The sequence below is a fragment of the Pseudomonas koreensis genome (assembly GCF_025447595.1).
In the GTDB taxonomy this organism is placed as follows: Bacteria; Pseudomonadota; Gammaproteobacteria; order Pseudomonadales; family Pseudomonadaceae; genus Aquipseudomonas; species Aquipseudomonas koreensis_H.
This window is the reverse complement of sequence record NZ_JAOEJU010000005.1, coordinates 31,352-54,709: the sequence shown is the minus strand read 5'-3', so window position 1 is coordinate 54,709 and position 23,358 is coordinate 31,352. Positions and strand designations below refer to the sequence as shown.

Annotated in this window: 19 protein-coding genes and 1 riboswitch; of the genes, 7 read left to right on the top strand and 12 right to left on the bottom strand. The window is 60.9% G+C overall.

Annotated features, from left to right (window positions below; all coding sequences use genetic code 11):
• Positions 1-143 precede the first annotated feature (143 nt).
• A riboswitch (TPP riboswitch) is annotated at positions 144-249 on the bottom strand.
• Between the two features lie 196 nt (positions 250-445).
• A complete protein-coding gene (locus tag N8H71_RS09020; protein ID WP_262193706.1) occupies positions 446-1,879 on the top strand; it encodes a TolC family outer membrane protein in 1,434 nt (477 codons plus the stop codon).
• Between the two features lie 31 nt (positions 1,880-1,910).
• On the opposite strand, the gene waaA is transcribed toward N8H71_RS09020, so the two are convergent.
• Positions 1,911-3,191, bottom strand: coding sequence for a lipid IV(A) 3-deoxy-D-manno-octulosonic acid transferase (gene waaA / locus N8H71_RS09015; protein WP_262193705.1), 1,281 nt, complete (start codon positions 3,189-3,191; stop codon positions 1,911-1,913).
• An 11-nt stretch (positions 3,192-3,202) separates the two neighbouring features.
• Positions 3,203-4,105, bottom strand: coding sequence for a LysR family transcriptional regulator (locus N8H71_RS09010; protein WP_262193704.1), 903 nt, complete (start codon positions 4,103-4,105; stop codon positions 3,203-3,205).
• A 103-nt stretch (positions 4,106-4,208) separates the two neighbouring features.
• Between N8H71_RS09010 and N8H71_RS09005 the strand changes: the two genes are divergently transcribed.
• The 4 genes from N8H71_RS09005 (at position 4,209) to N8H71_RS08990 (ending at position 7,725) form a co-directional block, all read left to right on the top strand.
• Entirely contained in the window at positions 4,209-4,541 is a 333-nt protein-coding gene (locus N8H71_RS09005; RefSeq protein ID WP_085585270.1) for a DMT family transporter, read from the top strand.
• A gap of 199 nt (positions 4,542-4,740) precedes the next feature.
• Positions 4,741-5,916 carry an NAD(P)/FAD-dependent oxidoreductase gene (locus N8H71_RS09000; RefSeq protein ID WP_262193702.1) on the top strand — a complete coding sequence of 392 codons (1,176 nt, stop codon included), beginning with the start codon at positions 4,741-4,743 and terminating at the stop codon, positions 5,914-5,916.
• A complete protein-coding gene (locus N8H71_RS08995) occupies positions 5,913-6,725 on the top strand; it encodes an aldo/keto reductase (RefSeq protein WP_262193701.1) in 813 nt (270 codons plus the stop codon). The genes N8H71_RS09000 and N8H71_RS08995 overlap by 4 nt, the downstream gene beginning before the upstream one ends.
• A 31-nt stretch (positions 6,726-6,756) precedes the next feature.
• Positions 6,757-7,725, top strand: coding sequence for a metal ABC transporter ATPase (locus N8H71_RS08990; RefSeq protein WP_085685278.1), 969 nt, complete (start codon positions 6,757-6,759; stop codon positions 7,723-7,725).
• Positions 7,726-7,791: 66 nt separating this feature from the next.
• On the opposite strand, the gene hldE is transcribed toward N8H71_RS08990, so the two are convergent.
• The 3 genes from hldE to msbA form a co-directional block, all read right to left on the bottom strand.
• The gene (gene hldE / locus N8H71_RS08985; RefSeq protein WP_262193699.1) at positions 7,792-9,216 is read right to left on the bottom strand and encodes a bifunctional D-glycero-beta-D-manno-heptose-7-phosphate kinase/D-glycero-beta-D-manno-heptose 1-phosphate adenylyltransferase HldE; all 1,425 of its coding nucleotides are present in this window, start codon (positions 9,214-9,216) and stop codon (positions 7,792-7,794) included.
• 187 nt (positions 9,217-9,403) lie between these two features.
• The gene (locus tag N8H71_RS08980) at positions 9,404-10,108 is read right to left on the bottom strand and encodes a sulfotransferase family protein (protein ID WP_262193698.1); all 705 of its coding nucleotides are present in this window, start codon (positions 10,106-10,108) and stop codon (positions 9,404-9,406) included.
• Positions 10,109-10,341: 233 nt separating this feature from the next.
• Entirely contained in the window at positions 10,342-12,144 is a 1,803-nt protein-coding gene (msbA, locus tag N8H71_RS08975; RefSeq protein WP_085685287.1) for a lipid A export permease/ATP-binding protein MsbA, read from the bottom strand.
• Between the two features lie 154 nt (positions 12,145-12,298).
• Between msbA and N8H71_RS08970 the strand changes: the two genes are divergently transcribed.
• The gene (locus tag N8H71_RS08970; protein WP_262193697.1) at positions 12,299-14,161 is read left to right on the top strand and encodes a bifunctional O-antigen ligase/aminoglycoside phosphotransferase family protein; all 1,863 of its coding nucleotides are present in this window, start codon (positions 12,299-12,301) and stop codon (positions 14,159-14,161) included.
• Positions 14,161-15,378, top strand: a complete 1,218-nt coding sequence (locus N8H71_RS08965; protein ID WP_262193696.1) for an acyltransferase family protein — start codon at positions 14,161-14,163, stop codon at positions 15,376-15,378. Before N8H71_RS08970 ends, N8H71_RS08965 begins: the two co-directional genes overlap by 1 nt.
• 18 nt (positions 15,379-15,396) lie before the next feature.
• Here the strand turns inward: N8H71_RS08965 and N8H71_RS08960 are convergent, their stop codons facing one another.
• From N8H71_RS08960 to N8H71_RS08930, 7 genes are all read right to left on the bottom strand, one after another.
• Entirely contained in the window at positions 15,397-16,281 is an 885-nt protein-coding gene (locus N8H71_RS08960; protein WP_262193868.1) for a glycosyltransferase, read from the bottom strand.
• A gap of 14 nt (positions 16,282-16,295) precedes the next feature.
• Positions 16,296-17,450: a glycosyltransferase family 4 protein gene (locus tag N8H71_RS08955; RefSeq protein ID WP_262193695.1), complete on the bottom strand. Its 1,155-nt coding sequence runs from the start codon at positions 17,448-17,450 to the stop codon at positions 16,296-16,298.
• A complete protein-coding gene (locus tag N8H71_RS08950) occupies positions 17,447-18,892 on the bottom strand; it encodes a PIG-L deacetylase family protein (RefSeq protein WP_262193694.1) in 1,446 nt (481 codons plus the stop codon). Before N8H71_RS08950 ends, N8H71_RS08955 begins: the two co-directional genes overlap by 4 nt.
• 8 nt (positions 18,893-18,900) lie before the next feature.
• Entirely contained in the window at positions 18,901-19,797 is an 897-nt protein-coding gene (locus N8H71_RS08945) for an antimicrobial resistance protein Mig-14 (RefSeq protein WP_262193693.1), read from the bottom strand.
• Positions 19,797-20,927: a glycosyltransferase gene (locus N8H71_RS08940; protein WP_262193692.1), complete on the bottom strand. Its 1,131-nt coding sequence runs from the start codon at positions 20,925-20,927 to the stop codon at positions 19,797-19,799. Before N8H71_RS08940 ends, N8H71_RS08945 begins: the two co-directional genes overlap by 1 nt.
• Positions 20,911-22,668 carry a carbamoyltransferase family protein gene (locus N8H71_RS08935; protein ID WP_007952261.1) on the bottom strand — a complete coding sequence of 586 codons (1,758 nt, stop codon included), beginning with the start codon at positions 22,666-22,668 and terminating at the stop codon, positions 20,911-20,913. The genes N8H71_RS08940 and N8H71_RS08935 overlap by 17 nt, the downstream gene beginning before the upstream one ends.
• Positions 22,669-22,940: 272 nt before the next feature.
• Positions 22,941-23,276, bottom strand: coding sequence for a YceK/YidQ family lipoprotein (locus tag N8H71_RS08930; protein WP_262193691.1), 336 nt, complete (start codon positions 23,274-23,276; stop codon positions 22,941-22,943).
• Positions 23,277-23,358: the final 82 nt, after the last annotated feature.

Below are 23,358 nucleotides of genomic sequence, written 5' to 3'. Positions count from 1 at the left end.
GGGCTCTCCAGACAGCATCCAGGCAGTGGATTGTCGGAGCAGAACCTGAAAGGCACGGACGCACCAGGACTGGTGCTGTGCATCGTCGTCGAGCGTTCGATTGTCGAACAATTTCCCGGACGAAGCACAAGAGGACTCGCCGGGTGACGAGAAATCTTGTTCCCTACGCAGGCGCTAACCTGATCAGGTTCAACGGGATCCGAAATTATTCGATCTCAGCCTCATAGCAAGGCACCCCGACAAGAACCCGGCCAGTCTAGACACAACCGGCAGAGAACGCCAACACCGCTGCAAACACCATGATGAATGGCGCAATTGGCAGATTGTTGCCGCACGCAAGCACAACTACACTCGCTACGCCATGCTGCGCCTTGACGCTGCATGGGCCGCGCCTTACCTTTGGCGCCCGGATTATTCTCATAATATTCATGCTAGGGATCGCCTCATGCTGCGCAAACTCTCACTGGCTGTCGCCGTGTCTTGTGCGTCCACCGCAATGGCCTGGGCAGCTGAAGCGCCCTTGTCGACCAAAACCGATCTGGTCAGCGTCTATCAGGAAGCGGTCGACAACAACGCCGACCTGGCCGCCGCCCGCGCCCAGTACGGTGCTCAGAAAGAAGTGGTGCCCCAGGCCCGCGCCGGGTTGCTGCCGAACCTGTCCGGCGGCGCCGAAACCGCCAACGTGCGTACCTCGATCGACCAGCCATCGGCCATCGCCAACCGCAGCGCCCATTCCTATCAGGCGACGCTGGCACAGCCGCTGTTTCGCGCTGATCGCTGGTTCCAGTACCAGGCCGCCAAGGACGTCAACGAGCAAGCCGCGCTGCAGCTTTCGGCCACCGAACAGAACCTGATCCTGCAATCGGCCGAAAGCTACTTCAACGTGTTGCGCAGCCAGGACAACCTGGCCTCGACCAAGGCCGAAGAAGCGGCATTCAAGCGCCAGCTCGACCAGTCCAACGAGCGTTTTGACGTGGGCCTGTCGGACAAGACCGACGTGCTGCAATCGCAAGCCAGCTACGACACCGCGCGAGCCAACCGGATCGTCGCTCAGCGCCAGGTCGATGATGCGTTCGAAGCGCTGATCACCCTGACCAACCGCCAATACAACTCGATTCAGGGCATCGTCCACACGTTGCCGATCCTGCCGCCGGCGCCCAATGACGCCAAGGCCTGGGTCGATACCGCTGCGAAACAGAACCTGAATCTGCTGGCCAGCAACTACGCGGTCAGCTCCGCCGAAGAAACGCTGAAGCAGCGCAAGGCCGGTCACTTGCCGACCCTCGACGCCGTCGCCAAATACGAAAAGGGCGATAACGACGCCCTCGGCTTTGCCAACCCGAATGCCTTCGGCACGCCGTATCGTGGCAACGTCGAACAGAGCACAGTAGGCTTGCAACTTAATATCCCGATCTACAGTGGCGGACTGACCAGCTCGCAAGTACGCCAGTCGTATGCGCAACTGGATCAAAGCGAACAGCAACGTGAAAGCCTGCGCCGGCAGATCGTGGAGAACACCCGCAACCTGCACCGCGCAGTGAACACGGATGTCGAGCAGGTACAGGCGCGCCGACAGTCGATCATCTCCAACCAAAGCGCCGTGGAAGCCACGGAAATCGGTTATCAGGTGGGAACGCGCAACATCGTCGACGTACTCGATGCCCAACGTCAGCTGTACACCTCGGTGCGCAACTACAACAACACCCGCTACGACTACATCCTCGACAACCTGCGCCTGAAGCAGGCGGCGGGGACGTTGAACCCGGGTGACTTGCAGGATCTGACCCGCTATCTGAAGGCCGACTACAACCCGGACAAGGACTTCCTGCCACCGGATCTGGCCAAGGCTGCCGAAGCCCAACTCAAGGCCCGGCCTTAAACAAAAAACGCAGCCCTGAGGCTGCGTTTTTTTATGCGCGGTCGATCAGCCTTCCCAGGCCATCGAGCAAACGCTGCAACGCGCCCTGATTGCGGCGCATCACGCTCAGCCCGGCATCGGCCATGCGCTGTGCATCGCGCGGCAGTTCGAAAAGGCGCTGCACTTCTGTCGCCAGACCTTCGGCGTCATCCACCTCGGCCAAGGCCCCGGCACTGCGCAGTTGCGCGGCGATGTCGAGGAAGTTGAACAAGTGCGGGCCGCTGATCACCGGTTTCGCCAGCGCTGCCGGCTCCAGCAAGTTGTGCCCGCCATTGGGCACCAGACTGCCGCCGACGAACGCGCTGTCGGCTAACGCATAGAGAAACAGCAACTCGCCCATGGTGTCACCGAGCAGCACCGAGGTTTGTGCATCGACATTCGCGCCGGTGGAACGGCGCACCGTGGCAAAGCCTTCACGCTGGCACAGTTCGAATACCGAGTTGAAACGCTCCGGATGGCGCGGCACCAGAATCAGCAGCGCATCGGGATGGTTGGCCAGCAGGCGACGATGGGCGTTCAGCACCACTTCGTCTTCACCTTCATGGGTGCTGGCAGCGATCCACACCGGCCGCTCCTGCGCCTGCCACTGGCCGCGCAGTTCAGCGGCACGTTGCAACAGTTGCGGGTCGATGGTCAGGTCGAACTTGATCGAGCCGGTGACTTCGACTGCTTCCGGGCGCGCACCGAGATCGCGGAAACGCTGCGCTTCGGCTTCGGTTTGCACGGCGAACAGGCTCATTTCGGCGAGCATCGGCGCGGTCAGTTTGCTGAACCGGCCATAGCCCTTGGCCGAACGCTCGGACAGGCGCCCGTTGGCCAACGCCACCGGAATCCCGCGTTTGGCGCATTGGTGAATGTGGTTGGGCCACAGTTCGGTTTCCATGATCACTGCCAGTTTCGGCTGCACGCGATCCAGAAAACGCGCGGCTGCGCAGGGCAAGTCATACGGCAAATAGCAATGCTGGATGCGCGGCTCGTCTGCGAACATCGCGTGAATGCGCTCCGAACCGGTCGGCGTCATGCAGGTCACGGTGATCGGCAGCTGTGGATAACGTTGCAGCAGCGCACGAATCATCGGCGCGGCGGCAATGCTTTCGCCCACCGACACGGCGTGAACCCAGATGCCACCCGGTTGCAGGGTCGGCATGCCGTAGGAAAAACGTTCGCCAATCCGCTTGGCATACGCCGGTGCCTTGCGCGAGCGCAGCCACAGCCGAATCGCCACCAATGGCAGCCCCAGGTAAAACAACGCGGTGTAGAGAGTTCTATTCATGGCGGCGGAGTTTATCGGCTTTTGCCGCCGATCGCCCGCAGGTGTATGGCAAATCGCTCCGCCAGCCAACGCGCTGCCGGCCCCAGCGGTTCGTCGCGGCGCCAGACCAGCTCCACCACCAGCGCCGGCGGTGTCCATTCGCTGTCGAGTTCCACCATCAGGCCCTGATACGCCGAGTACTGCACCACGTGGCGCGGCAGCCAGGCCCAGCCGAGGTCGCGCACCAGCCATTCAGCCATCACGTAGAAACTGTCGGCGCGCCACACCTGAGGGCTGGCCGGTTCACTGCCGGGGTAGACGCTGGTCTGGGTCGACATCAGCAGTTGCCGATGTTGCGCAAGCTGCTGGCAGTTGACCCGGGACTGCGCCGCCAGCGGATGATTGACGCCGCAGACCGTGACCATTTCCACGCTGCCCAGCACCCGGCGTTCCAGCGCTTCGGGGATTTCATCGTGATAGAACAGCAGCCCGAGATCGGCCCGGCGCTCCACCAGTTTGCGCGAAACCTCGCCTTGGGCAGCGCTGGTCAGTTGCACCTCCAGACTCGGAAACTGCTCGGCCAGTGCGCCGAAACTTTCCACCAGCGCCTGATAGGGCATCGCCTCATCCTGGGCGACCCGCAATTGCGCCTCCTGCCCGCGCATCATGGCCACGGCCCGTCCGTTCAGGCGCTCGCACTGGCGCAACACTTCCCGCGCCTCCTCCAGCAACGCCTCCCCCGCCTCGGTGAGAATCGGCTGACGACCACTGCTACGCTCGAACAGGATGACACCGAGATCATCCTCGAACATGGCGATCGCGCTGCTGATCGCCGACTGCGCCTTGCGCTGCTGACGCGCCACGGCAGAAAACGAGCGCTGTTCGGCGACGCCGACAAACACCCGCAATTGCTCCAGATTCCACTGCATGCTCATCGGGCCAACCCATCTTTTAAACAGATAGGTAATGACTTTACCCCATCTGGGGAGTCACTAGAATGCCGACCCAGAAAGCCACGTTTCACATGAGGATTGAACCATGACCGCCTACGCCTACTTGGCCATTGCCATCTGCGCCGAAGTGATCGCAACCGTCTCGATGAAAGCCGTCAAAGGCTTCAGCACGCCGTTGCCGCTGCTGCTGGTCATCGTCGGTTATGGCATCGCGTTCTGGATGCTGACCCTGGTGGTGCGCAGCGTGCCGGTGGGCGTAGCCTACGCGGTGTGGGCAGGCATGGGCATCGTGATGGTCAGTGTCGCAGCGCTGTTCATTTACGGGCAGAAGCTGGATATCCCGGCGATGCTCGGGATGGCGCTGATCGTGCTCGGTGTTGTGGTGATTCAGCTGTTCTCGAAAACCGCAGGCCATTGACCTGAATTACACAGATCCCGGTGGGAGCGAGCCTGCTCGCGAAAGTGTTGTCAGACATGTCATCGGCAACTGACACGCCCTCTTCGCGAGCAGGCTCGCTCCCACATTTGGATTTGCGTCAGCCTTGTTGATCATCGACAAATCCCCTTTTCCCCGAGTCTGTATACTGCGCCCTCGTCTTGAACACTGAGGTCGTTGCATGCCATCTCCCATTTCCACCGACGTGCTGATTGTCGGCGCTGGCGTCGCCGGTCTCTGGCTGAACGCGCGCCTGCGTCGCCAGGGTTTCTCGACCGTGTTGGTGGAAAGCGCCAGCCTCGGCGGCGGGCAGAGTGTGAAGTCCCAGGGCATCATCCACGGCGGCGCCAAGTACGCGCTGCACGGTGCGCTGACTGGTGCCTCGGAAGCCATCGCCGACATGCCGCGCCGCTGGCGTGAAGCCCTGGCCGGCAACGGCGAACTGGACCTGAGCGGCGTACGCCTGCTGTCCGAAGCCCATTACCTGTGGTCGCCGGGCACCCTGGCCGGCAACCTCACCAGTTTCTTCGCCAGTAAAGCGGTGCGTGGCCGGGTCGATCAGGTCAAGGGCGATCAACTGCCACCGGCCCTGCAAGACAAACGTTTCAAAGGCAAGGTCTACCGCCTCGCCGAACTGGTGATCGACGTGCCGAGCCTGATCCAGCGTCTGGCCGACCTGTCGGGCGACGGCCTGCTCGCCGGCCAGAACATCGAGCCGTTGCTGGAAAGCGGTGTGCTGGTGGGCCTGAAAGTCGATGGCCGCGAGATTCGTGCCCAGCGCATCGTGCTCAGTGCCGGTGCCGGTACTGCCGACCTGCTGACTGCTTTGGGCCTGACTCATCCGGCCATGCAACGCCGGCCGCTGCACATGATCATCGCCAAGGGCCCGGGCCTGAAACCGTTGTACGCGCACTGCCTGGGTGGCGGCACCAAGCCGCGCATCACCGTAACCACTCACCCAGCCGCTGACGGCCAGTGGGTCTGGTATCTGGGCGGCGACATTGCCGAATCCGAAGGCGTGGCCCGTGAGCCGGCCGAGCAGATCGCCACTGCGCAAAAGGAAATCGCACAGTTGTTGCCGTGGATCGATCTCAGCACCACGCAATGGGCCACCCTGCGCGTCGATCGCGCCGAACCGCTGCAAACCGGCCTGACCCGCCCGGACAACGCCTTCCTCGCAGAAGAAGGTCGCCTGCTGGTCGGCTGGCCAACCAAACTGGCCCTGGCTCCGGACTTCGCTGACCGCGTGATCGCATCCCTCGAACGCGATGGCATCCAGCCAAGCCACGCTGCTCCGCTGCCCGAGCTACCAAAACCACCGATGGGCGTTCCCGCCTGGGAGCAACTGCTGCCATGAGCCTGCCGACCCTGCACGATCTGCATCGCCCGCTGGGCAGCACCGGCCTGCTGGTTTCACCGCTGGGCCTGGGCACCGTCAAACTCGGCCGCGACCAGGGCGTGAAATACCCCAACGGCTTCCAGATTCCCGACGACGATACCGCGCGCATGCTCCTCAAGCAGGCGCGGGAGCTGGGCATCAACCTGATCGACACCGCCCCGGCCTATGGCCGCAGCGAAGAACGTCTCGGCCCGCTGCTGCGCGGCGAGCGTCAGGACTGGGTGATCGTCAGCAAGGTCGGCGAAGAATTTGTCGATGGCCAATCGACCCACGACTTCAGCGCCGCCCACACCCGGATGTCGGTGGAGCGCAGCCTGCAACGTCTTGAAACCGATTTTATCGACCTGGTGCTGGTGCACTCCGACGGCAACGATCTGGCGATTCTCAACGACAGCGAAGTCTACGCAACCCTCGCGGCGCTGAAGGCCGAGGGCAAGATTCGCGGCTTCGGCTTTTCCGGCAAAACCGTCGACGGTGGCCTCCAAGCGCTTGAGCAAGGCGACTGCGCGATGGTCACCTACAATCTGAACGAACAAAACGAGAAGGCGGTCATTGACTATGCTGCTGCCCACGGCAAAGCCATTCTGGTGAAGAAGGCCCTGGCCAGCGGTCACGTGTGCCTGAGTCCCGGCGTGGATCCGGTGCGCGCCAGCTTCGAGTTGCTGTTCGCCCAGCCCGGCGTGGCCAGTGCCATCGTCGGGACAATCAATCCGCTGCACCTCGCCCATAACGTTGCGACCGTTGCCCAGGTCCTTCGTGGTCACTGACGCCGCCTCGCGGCCTTAAGCAGGAGCCGACATGCCGCGTACGCTCATCAGAAAGAACCCGAGCAACTTCAAGACTCTGCCACTGTTCGTCGAAGCGACGCCCGAAGGTCTGACGTATCAGAGCGTCGGCATGCCGCTGAATTTCACCCAGACTTTGCAGCGGCGCAAACCGGTCAGCGTGGCCGACGCCGAGCGCTTTGCGCTGGAGCTGGCCAACCTCGGCGTCTCGGTACGTCTGACCTTGCACTGGCAGAATCGTGATTATTGGGTGCTGGTGCGTCAGCGTCGGCAGGATCGCGGCGATGTGGTGCTCAAGCTGATTTCCGGCTACGTGCCGGCGCACGAACTGAATATCCCGCTGCACACAGCGATTCAGGAAATCGCCGAGGAATGCCTGCTGGAAACCCCGGAAGGTTGGCTCGGCGGGCGCTTCAATGACACCTGGCTACCGGCGCCCTACGCGGCGGCATTGCATTATCGCGAGGCCCTGCCCTTTCGCCTGACGCCGCTGTCCGGTTCGGCGCGGCCCGTGCGCTGCGCCAATCTGCAATTGCTCGAACGGCCACGGGCTTACGTGCACTTGCCGACCGCGTCCCTGCAATTGATCTACGACTTGCGGCTGGACGTACCCAAGGAAGCCAAGAACCTCAGCCTGTTCCATGTCGATGAACGACTGGAAGGCGATCAACTGGTCGCCCGGCTCGACCGCAAACGCCCCGACCTGTATTTGATGCCGTTGCAGGACGGCGAACCGCTGCCCGAGCTGTATACGCTGAAGAAAGGTCAGTTGTACCCGGCAGGCACTCGCGGTCTGTACCTGGCGGAAAGTTTCGCCAGACAGGACGGCTGGCTGGTGCGCGATGAGCGGATTCGCTGGAAGGACTGGCTGCGCCAGCAGGGTTTGACGCCGCCGCCCAAGGATACGGGGCTGGCACGGTTGCGCGGCAAGGCGAAGCAACTGCTGAAGAAGATCGTGCCGCGCAAGAAAGTGAATTCCTGAACGGCAAAAGACCGCGCCTGCGAGTGACTCCGAAGAGTCATCGCAGGCGCGGTCTTTATGTTTGCATCACTCGGACTTGCGGATCTTTTCCACAATCGCCGTAGTCGAGCTGTTTTCCACCAGCCCCAGCACCTTCACGGTGCCACCGTAGGCCTTGACGATATCGGCGCCGACAACCTGGTCGATGCCATAGTCGCCGCCTTTTACCAACACGTCCGGCTTGACCTCGCGCAGCAGGTTTTCCGGAGTGCCTTCGGCGAAACTGATTACCCAATCCACCGCACCGAGACCGGCGAGAACCGCCATGCGCCGGTCGACACTGTTGATCGGCCGACCCGGCCCTTTCAGGCGGCTGACCGAGGCATCGTCGTTGATCGCAACGATCAGACGATCGCCTTGCGCTCGCGCCTGTTCGAGGTAGGTCACGTGGCCAGCATGCAGGATGTCGAAGCAGCCGTTGGTGAACACGATCCGCTCGTTGTGCGCCCGGGCATCGGCAACCGCCAGAATCAGCTGCTCCAGACCCAATACTCCGCGTTCCGAACCTTCCTCGCGCTGAATCGCGCGACGCAGTTCCGGGGCGCTGATCGCCGCCGTACCGAGTTTGCCGACAACGATGCCTGCCGCCAGGTTGGCCAGCGCCACCGCGTGCGGCAGTTCTTCGCCTGCGGCAATCGCGGCCGCCAGGGTGGAAATCACTGTATCGCCGGCACCGGTCACGTCGAACACTTCACGGGCCCGGGCCGGCAGGTGCAGCGCCGGATGATCCGGGCGCAGCAGGGTCATGCCGTGTTCGCCGCGAGTCACCAGCAACGCGCCGAGCTCGAGGTCGTGCATCAGCGTCGCGCCCTTGGTCACCAGTTCGTGCTCATCGGCGCAACCGCCGACGATGGCTTCGAACTCGCTGAGGTTCGGGGTGATCAGGCTCGCCCCACGGTAGATCGAAAAATCCTTGCCCTTCGGGTCGGCCAGCACCGGAATGCCTTTGGCCCGTGCGGCCTGAATCAACGCCTGATGGTTTTTCAGGGCGCCTTTGCCGTAGTCCGACAGCACCAGCACCTTGATGCCTTCCAGCAGGTCGTCGACCTGGGAAGCAAGGGCCAGGGCGTCAGTGGCGAACGGTTCTTCAAAGTCGATACGCAGCAGTTGCTGGTGCCGGCTCATGACCCGCAGCTTGACGATGGTCGGCTGATGCGCGATGCGCTGGAACAAGGCGCGCACGCCCGCGCCCTTGAGGCTGTTGCTCAGGCTGTCGGCGGCTTCGTCGTCACCGGTCACACCGACCAGCGACGCCGGCGCACCCAGCGCGGCAATGTTCAAGGCAACGTTGGCGGCACCGCCCGGGCGGTCTTCGATTTGCTCGACTTTAACGACAGGAACCGGCGCCTCAGGGGAAATCCGTGAGGTACCACCATGCCAGTAACGGTCGAGCATGACATCGCCGACCACCAAGACAGGGGCTTGATCGAATCGCGGCATGGACAACTTCATGGAGCAACCCACATACAAAATGAACAGGGGCGCGATATTAACACAGGGTTGGCGAAGGCTTGTGCGGCGGCTGCAACAGGATGAAACAGCTGGCTTTTTTGCTCATTTTTTGAACAGCAGAGCGTTCAATCGATGACAGGCACCGACCCATTCAATGGTCGGCGCTACCGACGAAATCAACAACGCTTTACTCATAGGCCAGCATCTCGTAGTCACGTTCATAGACCCGTCGCACCAGACGTTGCGTGCGCAGCGTGCAAAACTCCCGCGCCGGCTGGGGGCGTCGTTGCCGCGAGGTGTTGACGCGCGGCAACGGGCTCGTCAGCCCCAGGTGCTCGCACACCAGGCGAAAATCCCGCTCCAGGTGCTCCTGATATCCGATGAAGTCCAACGCCAGACGGCCCAGCGAATCGGTGAGAAAGTCGGTTTGAGCAGCGAAATGCAGTTGTCGCGCGATATTGTCGGGATGCAACCAGCGTGCGACGAAATCGTCAAAGTCACGGTAATGCCTGACCAACTGCTGGGCGGCGTGATCCCGTCCGCTGAGCTCGTTGCCCCGCAGAAAGGCGTAAGCCGAATAGGCACGCTCCAGCGGATCGCGCACAAAAGCGAATTTGTACGCTTCGGCGAACTGAGCAGGAAATTGCTCTTCATACCAGTACAGCGGCAAATGGCCGGGACGCCAGCCATCGAACATGGCCGCACACACGCTGCTGCCGGCACACTTTGGAACATGTATGAAAAGGCAAGAGCGCTGCTCGAACGCCTTGGGAAAACACAGGTTGGCCGACATCGACTTGTTCACCACTTGCCGGTCGACCACCGACAGACGCCCGAGCAGAAAAGCCCGTTGCGGCTTGGGAAGCAGTTTCCATAGATAACGTTGCAGCATGCCAGCACCCGCGCGAAGAGGATGGCCTCTTCGATTGAAGTCAGAGTTCGTTCAGGAACCTTAACAAGTGCGATGCCGGGTTTTATGCCGGTTTGGTCAAGAAGGGTAAAAGTCTGGATACAAATGAATGTGGGAGCGAGCTTGCTTGCGATGACGCATGCACCTTCAACATTGATGTTGACTGTTGCACGGCTATCGCGAGCAGGCTCGCTCCCACAGGGTTTACTTCTTGATCAGGCGATATCTTCGGCCGGGGCGTCTAGGCCCATGGCATTCAGGCGAGCGTAGTAGCCGTTCTGCGCCAGCAGACTGTCGTGGGTCCCCCGTTCAACGATCCGGCCCTGATCCATGACCAGAATCAGGTCGGCCTTCTCGATGGTCGAGAGACGGTGGGCAATCACCAAGGTAGTGCGACCCTTCATCACTTGATCCAGGGCGGCCTGAATGTGCCGCTCGGATTCGGTGTCGAGGGCCGAAGTGGCCTCGTCGAGAATCAGCAACGGTGCGTTCTTGAGCAGCGCACGGGCAATCGCCAGACGCTGGCGCTGACCACCGGAAAGCAGCACGCCGTTTTCGCCGACCTGAGTGTCCAGGCCTTGGGGCAGTTGAGAAATGAAGTCCATGGCGTAGGCATCACGCGCGGCTTTCTCGATGTCTTCGCGTGGCGCCCCGGCCAGGTCGCCGTAGGCGATGTTGTTGGCCACTGTGTCACTGAACAGTGTGACGTGCTGGGTCACCTGGGCAATGTGCCGGCGCAGGTTCAGCAATTTGTACTGCTCGACTTCCACACCGTCGATCAGGATCTCGCCCTTGTCGTGGTGATAGAAGCGCGGAATCAGGTTGGCCAGGGTCGACTTGCCGCTGCCCGAACGTCCCACCAGTGCGACCATCTGCCCCGGCTCGACCGAGAAGCTGATGTCGTCGAGCACCTGACGGTCGGTACCCGGGTAGGTAAAGCTCAGGTTGCGTACATCGAGCCGACCGGTGACTGAATCGCGCTCGACCGTGCCGGTATCGACTTCCGGATCGACATCCAGTTGCTCGAAAATGCTTTCGGCACCGGCCACGCCCTTCTGGATGGTCGAACTGACTTCGGACAGTTGACGGATCGGCTTGGGCAGCAAACCGGCAAGAGTGATGTAGGCGACCATGTCACCGGCCGAGGCGTCACCGCGCAGGAACAGCACCAGGAACATCAGCACCGCCATGGCGCTGTAGATCACCAGTTGCAGCATCGGCGTGTAGATCGCGCCAGTACGGGTCATGCGCAGTTGTTTGTCGGTGTTGCTCTGACTGGCATCGAGGAAGCGTTTTTCCTCGTACGCCTCGCCGCCGAAGCTGCGCACCACGCGATAACCCTGGATGGTTTCCGAGGCGACGTGCGTCACGTCGCCCATGGCCAGCTGGATTTTCTTGCTCTGTTTGCGGAATTTCTTGCTCGCCGTGCGCACCATCACCGCGATGAGCGGCAGGATCGCAACCATCACCAGCGTCAGCTTCCAGTTCATGAACAACAGGGAGGCGAACAGGAAGATAACCGTCATGCCTTCACGGATTACGACCTTGATCGCATCTGTTGCCGCCCCCGTGACCATGGTGACGTTAAAGGTGATACGCGAAATCAGATGTCCGGAGTTATGCTTGTCGAAGTAACGGTTGGGCAGGACGAGCAGGTTATTGAAGAGCTGTACCCGCAAGTCATGCACCAGGCCCAGGGAAACCTTGGCCAGGAAATAGTTGCCCAGATAAGATCCCAACCCTTGCCACGCGGCGATCAGGATGATCAGCAGCGGTACGGCCTGCAGCAGCTGCAGGTCGCGCAGGTAAGGCACGGTGGGAAACAGCACCGCCTCGGGATTGGACAGACCATCGACAAAATACTTGAGGATGTAGCCGAGCATCGGCTGGGTCGAGGCAAAAATCAGAAAACCGACGATGCTGATCAGGAACAGACTGATGTACGGCCGGACATAGCCGAGCAGGCGGAAGTAGATTTTCAAGCTCGAAGGGCTTGCGGCGGGACTGGAGTCGGTCATATCACGCGAAAGTCGATAAAAAGGACGCTGACTTTAGCACAGCTTCTTCAGGGTTCTGGCAATCGGGCAAAGGCTGTTATTGTTAGGCACCTTTTTCAGCGTCAAATAGCCATCATCGTATTGGCCGATCAACCTCAGGATTGAATTTCACAGCATGCAACTTCGCGGCTTCAGCAGTACGTCCAATCGAGTCTTCGATTTCATTAGCCTGTGGATACTTCCCGTCGGCTACTTCCTGCTCTTGTGCGCGCTGTTCTTTCTGCCGGGCCGCAGTCTCCATCACAAGCTGTTTTACGGACTTTTCAGCATTCCGACGCTGATTGCCCTGTGCCTGCGCCCGCGAGAGCTCAAGGAAATGCTGCGCGAACCGATTTTTGTCGCGTTGCTGCTGTTTGCCGCCTGGGCCCTGCTCAGCCTTTGCTGGGGCCCGCAAGACGAGCCGATAAGTGGCATGTTCAAGCCTCCTCTCCATACCCTGATGCTGTTCGCCGGCTGTTTCCTTCTGGTTCGCTACCGCAGCGACATTCTTTCACCTCTGCTGTTCGCTGCCGCGCTGGTGGCACTGGTCACCACCCTCTGTTTCCTGATTCCGTTCATCCTCCACTTCGAGCCGGGCGCGCGCCTGATCGGTGGCGGGGCGTTCGACAACCCGCTGCTGAGCTCGCACCTGTTCGGATTCTTCTGCGCCTACTGGCTGAGCCTGAGCATGACCTGCAAGGATGGCCGGATGTACTGGCTCAGCCTGCCGGCGATGCTGATCATGTTCATGGCGGTGATCGGAACCGGTTCCCGCACCCCATTGGTCGCGCTGACCATGGCTGCACTGTGGCTGGCCTTCATCTGCTGGAACCGTCGTTCGCTGGTGCTGTTGGGCGCACTGGCGCTGAGCGGTGTGTCGGTGATCACTCTGTTCTCGAAAATGATCGTCGAACGGGGTGACTCCTATCGTTTCGAAATCTGGCAACAGGCCTTGCAGAAAATCGCCGAACACCCATGGATCGGCCATGGCTACAACGCCGCTCTGGCGATTGATCCGGGCGTCGGTTACAACTTCCAGGAACCGCACAGCTTTGCACTGGGCGTGCTTTATTACGTGGGCATCCTGGGCATGCTGCCTTGGCTGTTTTTCCAGGTCTGGGGGCTTTTGAGCAGCTGGCGCCAGCGTGTGCAACCGCTGCTGATCATTGCCTCGACCTTGCTGGTGTTCGGTATCGGTGCCGGCCTGACCGAGGGAGGCGGCATTATTTCGCGGCCCAAGGAGCACTGGTTCCTGCTGTGGATACCTTTGGCGCTGATTGCGGCCCTGAGCATCAATCAGCGTGCCCGACGCCTTTTGACGATGCCTGTACAGAAACTGACGACATCCGGTCTGCAACGGCTGAGTGCCGACGCGCAGGTCATTGAAGAAGACGGTCTGGGGCCCAAGGTCCTGCGTCTGGCCAACGGCAGCTTTCTCAAGCTGTTTCGCCGCCGCCGCTGGTATACCTCCGGCAGCTTCAATCCTTATTCCGAGCGGTTTGCCGTCAACAGCGAACAATTGCGCCGGATGGGCATTCCCACACCGCAGGTGCTGAACCTTTATCGCCTCGACGATGGCAGCAGCGCCGTGCATTACTCGCCGTTGCCGGGCCATACCTTGCGTCAGGTCCTGCAAGGCATCACGGCCCCGGCCGTGCGTCATGCGCTGGTGGAACGGTTCGGCAAATTCATGGCGAGCCTGCACGAGCAAGGCGTGTATTTCCGCTCGCTGCATCTGGGCAACGTTCTGGTGCTGGAAGATGGCGAGTTCGGACTGATTGATCTGGCAGACCTGCGGGTCTACCCTTCGCCCCTCAGTCTGTCGTTGCGTCAGCGCAATCTGCGTCACATGCAACGCTACACTGTCGACAAACGCTGGTTGTTCGAGGATCACCTCGAGGCGTTGCTCCAGGGATACGCCGTGACGGCGTCGAAATCCGCCGTAGACAATCTGCACAGGCAAGTGCTGGCCGGTAGTACACCGGCCCGGGTTCATTGATGATTGAAACCAGTCCGCTCATTGCGCCGGCAGCCTATTTGCTGGCCATAGTGACCGCCGCGTTATTGTTGCGCGCCGTACCTAAAATCGCGCGCCATTTGCAGCATTCGGGTGAAAGCCGTTATGCCAGCATCGACGGCCTGCGTGGCTATCTGGCATTCGGTGTGTTTGTGCATCACTCGGTCATCACCTGGATCTATTTGCGCACCGGGGTCATCGAGTTCCCCCCAAGCAATTTCTACTCGATGCTCGGCCAGGGCAGCGTGGCGCTGTTTTTCATGATTACCGGTTTTCTGTTCTGGAGCCGTCTGTTGGCCCAGGGCCGTCAGCATGACTGGCTGGCCTTCGGCATTTCGCGGGTATTCCGGCTGTATCCACTGTATCTGCCGCTGATGCTGGCGGTGTTCCTCACCGTGTTCCATATGCAGGACTGGCAACTAAAAGACCCTGTATCACAACTGCTCAAACAGGGCCTGCTGTGGCTGTCGTTCGATCGCCCCGACGTCAACCAGTACCCGCAAACCGGCATGCTGATCTCCAACGTCACCTGGACGCTGGCCTACGAAGTATTTTTCTATCTGGCACTGCCTCTGGCGGCGCTGGTGTTTGTCTATCGCGGCAACTGGCGACAAGTGGTGCTGTGCCTGATCGGGATCTACACGCTTTATCAACTGGTTGGCTGGGAGCACTCGCTCAAGAAACACTTCCTGGCCAGTTTCCTCGGGGGGATCGCGGCAGCGTACTGGATTCGTCGCCCGCAACTGGTGGCATGGAGCCGAACGACGCTGGCCAGTGTGATCGCGCTAGTGGCTCTGGTTATCGCCTTCACTGCCTTCAACCGGGCCTTCAAGACCGCGCCGCTGTTTCTGTTGTCGCTGTTTTTCGTGATCGTGGCCTCGGGCAACAACCTGTTCGGCGCCCTGAAACCCCGCAGCATCCGCTGGCTGGGGGAAATCAGCTACAGCACCTACCTGCTCCACGGGTTCGTGCTGTGGCTGATGGTTCAGCGGTTGCCACTGCTGCTGCACCTCGATGCCCGGGAGAGCGGGGTCTATCTGCCATTGCTGGCGGCATGCACTTGTCTGTTGATTCTTATCAGCAGCGCGACATTCCTCTATATCGAACAGCCTGGCATGAGTGCCGGCAGAAAAGTCGTGCAGTGGATTCGCCAACGCCAGAAAGGCAACAAGCGCCTGGCGGAAAAAGTCGCTCGCTGAGTACGAGCGACGACCGCCTCAGTCTTTTTCCAGCGGCGAAAACAGCAACCGCCCCAACCCGCGCCAGGTCTTCTTGTTCCACGCCTTGAATGGAATTTGCGCCAGCAGTTCACGCGCCAGTTTACGGTCGCGGTTGGCGGTTTTCAGGAACATCGAATTGAGCGACTTGTAGCGCACTTCGTCGTACAGCGGATGATCGCTGAACAACGCGTAAGTGCGCAGGATGTTTTCGATCATGAAACGGTGGTTCTTGTAGGAGTTGGTGGCGTGCTTGCGATAGCGCGCCATCACCACGTTCAGACCGTCGATGAAGTACCCGGCGCGGGTCACTTTCAGCTCGATGTACAGGTCCTCGAGACGAATCGTCGGATCGAAGCCACCCACCTTGTCCAGCGCCTCTCGACGGATCATCAGGGTCGGTGCCGGCGGATACGGCTTGCGCTCCAGAAACATGTCATCGAAATCCAGGCGGCGGAACGGCACGTCCCGGCGCTGACGCTTTTCCGGGTAGAGATTGCCGTCGGCGTCCATCAACTCGATGTTACCGGCGCAAATGCCCACTTCCGGCTTGCCGTCCATGTAGGCGACCTGGGTGGCGATCCGGTCCGGGTACATGATGTCGTCGGAACCGAACGGCACGATCAGGCTGCCTTTGGCCCGCGCGATCGCGCCGTTGAGCGTATTGGTCAGGCCCTGATTCTGCTGCACACGAAAGTCGAAGCTGTGCTTTGCCTGCAAGGCCTTGATGCGTTCGACACTGTCATCCTTCGAACCGTCGTCGACCACCAGCAGCTCGATGTTCTGGTAGCTCTGGTTGATGACACTGAGGATGCTTTCCTCGATGTACGGCCCGTGGTTATAGGACGCGATAATGACAGTGACGAGGGGCTGGGCATCGCTCATGGCACTTGTATCGCTCATGGCTGTTCCTTGCGGGCCTGTTCAAGGCCGGAGTCGATCAGGTTCAGGTATTGCTGGCGGAAGACCTCGATATCGTGCTGTTCCTGCAAATAACGGTAAGCCTGCTCGCCCTTGGCCTTGAGCTCGTCATCCGACAGCGCGAGGTAGGTGTCCAGCGCCGCAACCAGGCTCGGTACGTCCTTGGGCGTGATCGACAAGCCACCGGCACCTTCGATCAGCGGCAGCATGGCCGGCACGTTCGAGGCAATCACCGGCAGATGCCCGCTCATGCCTTCCAGCAAGGCCAAGCCCAGGCCTTCGGCCAGCGACGGCATGGTCCAGATATCGAACGCGCGCACGTATTGCAGGGCGTTTTCCTTGAAGCCCAGCAGGTGCGCCCGACCTGCCAGTCCAAGCTGTTCGATCTCGGCGGCCAGCGGCGCCTGCAGGCGTCCGGCACCGATGATGGCCAGTTGAGTGTTCGGGTATTTGTCTTTGAGTTGGGCGAAAGCCTGCAACAGATAAGTGTGGCCCTTGACCGACACCAGCCGCCCCAACGCACCGATCAGACGCACATTCGGGCCGATGCCCAGCAATTCGCGCGCGCGTTCGCGGCTGTGCTGCAAACCCTCGGCCTGTTCGATATCGATGGCGTTGGTGATCGCATACGTGTTCTGGTCAGTGAAACCGCAATCGCAGTCCAGCAGATACTGTTTGACCGCCGGCGACACGCCGACGAAGCGCCAATGCCGGTCGATCAGGCGCTGAGTCTGGCGACGACGGTAGAAGCGGTCGTACTCACCGAATCCGTGGGAAATGCCGATGCACAACGGCACTTTCAACCAGCGGTTGAGCGTCAGCATCATGTTCACCGGTTTGAAACGGTTGCAGATCACCACGTCGAACTTTTCCCGGCGGCAGAACTTGTACAGCTGCCACATCGCCCGCAAGCGCATGCCCTTGAGGGACTTGTCGGAAAACTCGAAATACACCGAACGGTCGGCCCGGCTGACCGCTTCGCCCGGCCCCGGTTTGCCGCGCAGGAAGGCGGCGGTCACTTCGTAACGATCGGTCGGCAGCGCCTTGACGATCTGTTCGGCGAGGTCAGCGAAATCGTGGGATTTGACGTTGTAATCGGGCTGCAGCTGCAGCACCTTTGCGCGTTGACTCATACCTCTCCCCGGTGCGATCCCGTCGCACCTGCTTCGCTCTGCTTCAGTACCCAGAACAACTCCTGGCGTCTGACCGCTTTGCGGAAAAATTCGTTCTCGCCATAGACCGACGGCATCCGACCGGCCAGCAGTCGCTGGAACAACCGGCGCAGGCGACGCTTGAACGGGGCCGGTGGTTGCAGGTCATGCATCATGCCCAGCGCCATGGCCTTGTCCCGTTGCAATTCGATCGACAGCGGCAGGCACAGCGGCTGCATCGCCACGCCTGCGTCGAACGTCGGCGGCAAGGCAATGCCCTGCCCACTGTCGCCCATCGGCCAGCGGTCATTGTCGTGCAAGTGATTGGCGTAACCGAGCAGGGTCGGTTGGTAATCGAGACCGCGCAAGGCTTCCAGCACTGCCTCTTGGGCGCAGATATGGTCGGGATGCGGATCCAGCGTCGGATGCGGCAACACGATTACATCCGGGCGCGCGCGGGCCAGCACGTCACGCAGGTCGGCCAGCAGGTTGTTCCAGGTCGGCGCGCCATCGGCATCGCCGGGCAGGGCAAACGGATTCAACTGACGGAACAGGCGTGTGTCACTCAGATCGGCTTCCCGCGAGCCAATCGGTTGATTGGGCGCAGCCTGCATCGCCGCCAGTTGCAGGCAGAAATAACCGAGCTGCACGCAGTGTTCCTGCGGCACGCCGGCCCAGCGCGGCACGGCAAGACTGTCCCAGGCACGCAAGCGGCCCTTGAGCCGCGCCGCCTCGACCTTGTTCAGGCCCATCTGTTGATAATGTTCGGCTTCGATCTCGCCAGCGGTCAGGGTCACGATCCAGGCTTCTTTGGCCTGGCTGTACAGACCGTAGGCGGCCAGTTCGGCATCGTCGGCGTGCGGCGCAATGACCATCACCCGCTGCTGGCGGTAGTCCGGTTGCTCCAGCGCCCACAGCACCGGCTCGCCGGACACCCGGCAAAAGCGCCCGCGCAGGCGCAACTGGCCTTGTGACAGGGCCTGCGCCTGACCGCTGAGGTTCAGATAACGCAGGCCGTTGACGCCACGTTCGAACGTCTGCACATCGGGATGGGTGCCACCGGCCAACTCGACCCGAGGGTCGAAGACGCGTCCCAGAAAGCTGCTTTTGACCTTCACGGCGAGGATCAGCGTGGCGTCGTCCACCAGCATCACGCCCTCATCGAGGCGCAATTGCTCGCCGTTCAAATGCACTTTTGGCTGCGGTGTGAACGGTGGAAAGCTGTATTGGTAATCGTCTTTCGGCGAATAGAACAAATGATCGGCGAACCACGCTTCGTGAGCGACCCAGCCAATCAACGCCAGCACCAGCGGCAACCACCAGGCCACCAGTACGCCGAGGGCGATCAACACGATCAGTGCGATCAACAGGCCGATTCGTTTGTTACGCCGGTGACGCTTGAGCAATTGCTGTTTGCGGCTCATGGGCTGACTCATACGGTGAAGACCGGCACAGGATTGCACCAGCGATCCTTGTATTCACGGTCGGCGCGACCGAAGGAAAAGCGCAACGGCTTGTCCAGTGCCCGCGCATGTTCCCAGGCACTTTGCGTATTGAGGAAACTCAGAACGCTGCCAGGGCTGAATTCGCGGGTTTCAGGGTCGACGGCGCCGTTGATGTATTCGACGCTGATCCACTCCGGGGCTTCGACGCGATACACCAGTTGAATGGCAATCGGCGCATCGTTGAGGAAAATCACCGAGCCGATCAACAACTCGCGCAGCAGTTCGATGACTTCGGCCATACGTGCCGCGCCAGTGGCCGGGAAACCCCAGCGACGCTGGAACAGGTCGCAATAAATGGCTGCCAGTTCGGCACTGGAAAAATCGCTGACCGGCCGCACGACGCCGCCCGCCTCTTCCAGCAGGCGCAATTCACGGCGCTGGTTGTAGCGAAACTTCTTCGACAGTTCTTCGGGGGTACGGGCCATGGCCAGTTGCTCGGTCTGCAACTTGAGGCCGCTGAAGCGGTTTTCGTTGAGCGCCGACAGGTAGCGTCCTCGATGACGCAGCGGCGCCTGAGCATCGACGGCGGCCGGCAGGATCAACTCGGCGTTACCAAGGTCGAACAGACCTTTCTTGCCGTTGCGCTTGAGCACGTCCTTGGACAAGGCCAGGTCGCGGCCCCAGGTCGGGATCGCGGCTTTGACCTCACCCTGTTGCTCCCACGCGAGATAACGCACCGGGATGCCGGCCAGATCCGCCAGACGTTCGACCACCATCGGATGAGTAGCGACGCTGCCGCCAAATCGCTGCCAGGCCTGTGCATAAGTTGAGGCGTCAACGGGCGACCAGCCACGTTCGCGCCAGCCTTGAAATCGGTTGAGCATCAGCCCCTCGGTGCCAGATCGGTAACTTGCGGCAAATGCCAGAAGGTGTCGCGTACGGCGCGGTCGGAGAAGCGCTCGCGCAGGCGATCGAACATCATCTCGGCGCATTGACGACGCTGCTGTTCGTCCATGCCGGCCAGATGTTTCAGGCCCTGGGCCAGATGTTCGGCATCGCCCAGCGGGAACAAAATGCCCACGCCCTCGACCACTTCCTTCGCCCCGCCGCACGCCGTGGCCAGCAACGGAACGCCGGCGGCCATGGCCTCCAGCAGCACCATGCCGAACGGTTCGTGGTCGGAGCTCAAGGCAAACACATCGAATGCGCGGAAGTAATTGCGTGCGTCCGGCACCTGACCGAGAAACAGCACGCGATCACCGACGCCCAGTTCTCGGGCCAGCGCCTTGAGTTCATCCTCAAGACGACCCTTGCCGAGAATCACCAGTTGGCTGTTGGCCGGCAGACCGGGCAGCGCCGCAGCAAAACCGTGCAGCAGCGTGGCCTGATCCTTGTCCGGGTGCAGGCGACCGACATTGCCGACAATGAACGCATCCGCCGACAGACCGAGGGTCTCGCGGGCTTCACGGGCGGACACCTGACTCATCTGCAACGCCGAGACATCGATGCGGTTGTAGAGGGTCTGGATGCGCGCCGCCGGCCATTTCGGCAGGCAACGACGCATGTCGTCGCGCACCGCATCGGACACGCCGAGCAGGCTCAGACGCTTGCGGAAAATCTGCGCAAAGAGTTTGCGCGAACCACGTTGGTAATCGCCAAACGCGTGGTGCACGCCAATCACCGGCAGCGAAGTGCCGAGCAAGGCGATGTAGATCGGCTTGAAGCGATGGGCGATACAGAAACTGAAATTGCGTGAAGCGGCGATCTTGCGCAGATCGCCGATGGCACCCAGCTTCAGGCCACGAATGGCCTTGGAGCTGTATTCCATGAACAACACTTCATCGGAGGCGCAGGCTGCGGCCACCTCGCTATCGGCGGCCCCGGTCAGAAAGACCGTGGTGACCCGATAACCGGTGCCCGCGAACAGGCTGGCGTACTGCCGCGCGCAGTCGAGGAACGGCCCGTCATAGCCGTGACAGAACTGCAGCACATGGCTTTCAGCCGAGCGTGTCATAAGCGTTTGCGCCTTCTTTGACCACCAGGATGTCTTCCATGATCAGGTACTGCAGATCCGAGCCGAAGAACATGTTCAGGGCGTCGGTCGGCGAGCAGATCATCGGTTCACCACGGCGGTTCAGCGAGGTGTTCAGGGACACGCCGTTGCCGGTCAGCACTTCCAGCGCCTTCATCATGTCGTAGTAGCGCGGGTTGTATTCGCGCTTGAGCACCTGGGCCCGGGAAGTACCGTCTTCGTGGACGACTTCCGGCACGCGGGTCTTCCACTCTTCCGCCACTTCGAAGGTGAAGGTCATGAACGGCGCCGGGTGATCGATCTTGATCATCTGTGGCGCAACGGTGTCGAGCATCGACGGGCAGAAAGGCCTCCAGCGCTCGCGGAACTTGATCTGGTGGTTGATCCGGTCAGCCACGCCAGCCACGCTCGGGCAACCGATGATCGAACGACCACCCAGTGCACGCGGACCGAATTCCATACGGCCCTGGAACCAGGCCACCGGGTTGCCATCGACCATGATTTTGGCGATCTGCTCCGGCATGTTGTCGAGTTTGCGCCAGGTCGGCTTGTTCTCATGACGGGCGCACGCGGCGATCACGTCTTCGTTGCTATACGACGGGCCGAGATAGACATGTTCCATCTTCTCGACCGGCACGCCACGGGCGTTGGACACGTAAGCTGCTGCGCCGACCGCCGTGCCGGCATCGCCGGAGGCAGGCTGTACGAACAGTTCCTTGACGTCGTCGCGGGCGATGATTTTCTGGTTGAGCTTGACGTTCAACGCACAGCCACCGGCGTAGGCCAGTTTGCCGGTTTCCTTGAGCACGTCGCCCAGGTAGTAGTCGATCATCTGCAGCGCGATTTTTTCGAACAGCGCCTGAATGCTGGCGGCGTAGTGGATGTACGGCTCGTCGGCGATGTCGCCTTCGCGCTTCGGACCCAGCCACTCGATCAGCTTCGGCGAGAAGTAGTAACCCTTGCCCTTCTCTTTATAGCGACGCAGGCCGATGACGTTAGCGTAGTCGGTGTTGATCACCAGCTCGCCGTTTTCGAACGAGGCCAGGCGCGAGAAATCGTATTTGCTGGCGTCGCCGTACGGCGCCATGCCCATGACCTTGAACTCACCGTCCAGCATGTCGAAACCGAGGAACTCGGTGATCGCGCCGTACAGGCCGCCGAGGGAGTCGGGATCGAAGAATTCCTTGATCTTGTGGATCTTGCCGTTTTCGCCGTAACCGAAGAAGGTCGTGGCGTACTCGCCCTTGCCGTCGATGCCGAGGATCGCGGTCTTCTCTTTGAAACCCGAGCAGTGGTAGGCGCTGGAAGCGTGGGCCAGGTGGTGTTCAACCGGCTCGATCTTGATTTTCTTCGGATCGAAGCCCAGTTGTTCCAGGCACCAGACGATCTTGTTGCGATAGCGCTTGTAGCGACGGTTGCCCATCAGGATCGCGTCAAGTGCGCGGTCCGGGGCGTACCAGTAACGCTTGGCGTACTGCCAGCGAGCCTTGCCGAAAATGCTGATCGGGGCGAACGGAATCGCGACCACGTCAACGTCGGACGGCTTGATGCCTGCCTGCTCCAGGCAGAACTTCGCCGATTCGTAGGGCATGCGGTTCTTTGCATGTTTATCGCGTACGAAGCGCTCTTCCTCAGCCGCCGCGACCAGCTTGCCGTCGATGTACAAGGCTGCTGAAGGATCATGGCTAAGGGCGCCGGACAGGCCAAGAATCGTCAATGCCACAGGGGTCTAGCCTCTTTAGTCTGCATTCAGGCGCGATGCGCCTTGAAAAATGATGTGCCCTCGCACCGGGCGAGAGACAGCTAAAGGGCGGGATTATAGCTTAAAAGCGCCGACAAACCTCTAGCGGAACTGGCCGGCCGGTGCGTTGACGCAACAGAAGCTTCAACTTAGACTCCCCTGCAAATGGACTGGGAGATCCCGGTCGGCGTTGATGCCTCGGTGAGATCACCGGGGCTTTTCGCTTTCTGGAAGCCGCAAAAGTTTTAAAAGCCTCACCCCCGGCCTGGCCGCCAATAAACACTGATATTCCCGTCCACCGCCTGGCGATAGATCGTATACGGCAGGAACGCCGTGTCGAAAACGCCGGACAGGGTCAGGTCGAGCAGGACGACCGGTACCAGAATGCCGGTAGGATCGGGCGGCGCGTGCAGCAGGCAGAAATCATGGGCGAGCCCGCTGTAGATGCGCGGAATCGACTGACAGTAGGTCTTCTGTTTGCGCAGGCCGCGCGTGGCGTCTTCATCGTCCTGCAACACCGTGACGGCGGTGCCGCAGCCGGACAGTGCCAAGGAAAATGCGCCGATGGTGATAGCGTTTTTGATGCTCAAGGTTTGCCCTCCGGGAACGTCGGGGCAAACTAGCATCGGGGTTTTGCGCGGGGCAGTTCATGGGTTCCGGGAAGGCCGTAGG